The sequence below is a fragment of the uncultured Campylobacter sp. genome, assembly GCF_938031315.1.
Classification (GTDB): domain Bacteria; phylum Campylobacterota; class Campylobacteria; order Campylobacterales; family Campylobacteraceae; genus Campylobacter_B.
In genome coordinates this window covers 1-2,298 of record NZ_CALHHT010000511.1, presented here as the reverse complement: position 1 = coordinate 2,298, position 2,298 = coordinate 1, and the positions used below count along the sequence as shown (strand labels likewise).

General features: G+C 42.4%; 1 protein-coding gene and 1 tRNA gene. Both read left to right on the top strand.

Annotation, left to right across the window (positions count from 1 at the left end):
- On the top strand, positions 1-1,106 hold a 1,106-nt coding region (locus Q0236_RS12680; RefSeq protein WP_297918746.1), incomplete at its 5' end, for a Mur ligase family protein.
- Between the two features lie 516 nt (positions 1,107-1,622).
- Positions 1,623-1,698 (top strand) — tRNA-Phe (locus Q0236_RS12675).
- The last annotated feature ends 600 nt before the right edge of the window (positions 1,699-2,298 follow it).

Genomic DNA, 2,298 nt, shown 5'->3' with positions numbered 1-2,298 from the left:
CGACGAAGATGATGCAGCACCTGCTCGAGCGATACGGCTCGCAAATGGGCGGCAACGTGGGCGTTCCACTCGCAAAGCTTGATAAAAGTGCCAAAATTTGGGTGCTGGAGACGAGCTCGTTTACGCTGCACTACACCAAACACGCGCGCCCCGACATCTACGTGCTGCTTGCGATCACGCCCGATCATCTTAGCTGGCACGGCGATTTCGCGGAGTATGAGCGCGCTAAACTCTCGCCGCTGCTAGCGATGCGCGAAGGCTCCGTGGCGCTGATCCCGCGCGCCTACGAAAGCTCCGCTGCCGCGCAAAACAGCCTAGCTCGCGTGATCTGCTACGAGAATGAAGCGGATCTGGCGCAAAAATTCGGCATCGATTTAGGCGAGATAAAATTCCGCACGCCGTTTTTGATCGACGCGCTTTTGGCGCTGTGCGTGGAGAAAATTTTATTCGACAGATGCGACGCCATGCGACTAAACGACTTCGTGATCGAAGGCAATAAGCTAGAGGAGTTTACCGACGCGCGCGGCAGGGTCTGGGTCAATGACACGAAGGCCACCAACATCGATGCGTGCGCGCAGGCGCTAAAGCGTTACGCGGGACGCAAAATACATCTGATCCTAGGCGGCGACGATAAAGGCGTGGATCTGCACCCGCTTTTTGCGGAGTTTAAAAAATACGATCTGCAAATTTACGCGATCGGCTCAAATACCGATAAAATCGTGCTTTTATGCGATGAATACAATCTTCCTTGCGTGCGCTGCGAAATTTTACAAACCGCGGTGAGCGAAATTTCGAAACGGTATTTAAACGGAGAAAATTTTTGCGAAAATGAAATTTCAAAAGGACGCTTAGGCGGCGAGAATTCCGTGGGAAATTTAATGCAGGATAAAATTTCGACTACAGAAAGCGCGAGCTCTTGCATGAACGCGAGCAGTGGCGGCACTTTAGGTTCGCAGAATTCTAAAAATTCTGTGGATTTTAAGAATTTCGTAAATTTCGCAAGCGAAATAGCGCTGTTAAGCCCTGCATGTGCCAGTTTGGATCAATTTAAAAGCTACGCTGAACGCGGCGAGCTATTTAAAAAACAGGTCGCGCAGCTTGGATAAATAGGCCTATCGAGGTTAGCCAGATCGAGCTGGGCTTTTTAATACAATTTGCAGTCGCATTTTAAAATTTAAACGCTTCTGCTGCGCGGATATATCTAAGTAAATCTAGCTGAAACATGCATCGCAACGTCGCATTATCGGCTTTAGCGCAATGCCTATAAAGATGCCGTTAATAAGTTTGACAAAGTGTGGATTTTTGATGCTAAATTTAACCAATCGCTCCCGACTGTCCGTTATACGCGCAAATTTATCTACTTTGCATAGCCCAAAACCAAGCATATAATTTGAAGTCGGCCAAATAATAAAATTTCACATCACTTTGTTTTTTTAGATCGATAGCCTATTTTGATTATTGCAAATTACTGCGCAAGCAATATTTTCGCTACTGAAATTTAGAAAATTTTAACTGAGTAAATTTGACCGTTTTCGAGCATAACGTGCAAAAATATAGCGAGAATCGAGGATTTTAACCGAGATTTAAGTATTGCATGGCTAAAATTACTCTTCTTTTTCGGTGGTTGGATAGCTCAGTCGGTAGAGCAGCAGACTGAAAATCTGCGTGTCGGCAGTTCGATTCTGCCTCTAACCACCACTTAATCTATTTTATCTTTTAATCGCTCTTTTTGTTTCTCTTTGTTGTTATGATGGTGCTTGCCTTAAATTCTGGTTATTTTTATGTTAATTCTGAGTATAATCGTTCTAAAAAATAGTCTTAATTAAGCGTTAAAGGCGAACGCGTAAAACTCATGGAATACAGGCAGAGACTGCAAAGTGAAATTTATGCAGTGCATGCAGCAAACTGCGCAGAATAATAAAATTTGTACTACATTCGTTTGCTCGCGCGAACTTGTTTAAATTTTACCCCCGAAGTAACCTATAAATTTAAAGCCAAATAAATCAAACACGAAATAAGATGAAGGTAAAGCCGAGAAAAAAGTACAAAAGTTAAAATTTCAAAGTCTGCAAAATTTATAATAAAAAAAGAGATAGAAAAAAATAAGAGCTATAAAATTTGTAAATTTACAATAGCAATGATTAGAAAAGAATACAACTATGTAAAACTATAAAGTTCATAAAACCTTATAAAAGGAGAAGTCCACCTTACACTCCTCCCCTTATTTTATATATTCTTTCTTATTACTCTCCCCTACCTTTCTTGCCTCTCTTACCTTTAGCCTTAGACGATCCCTCT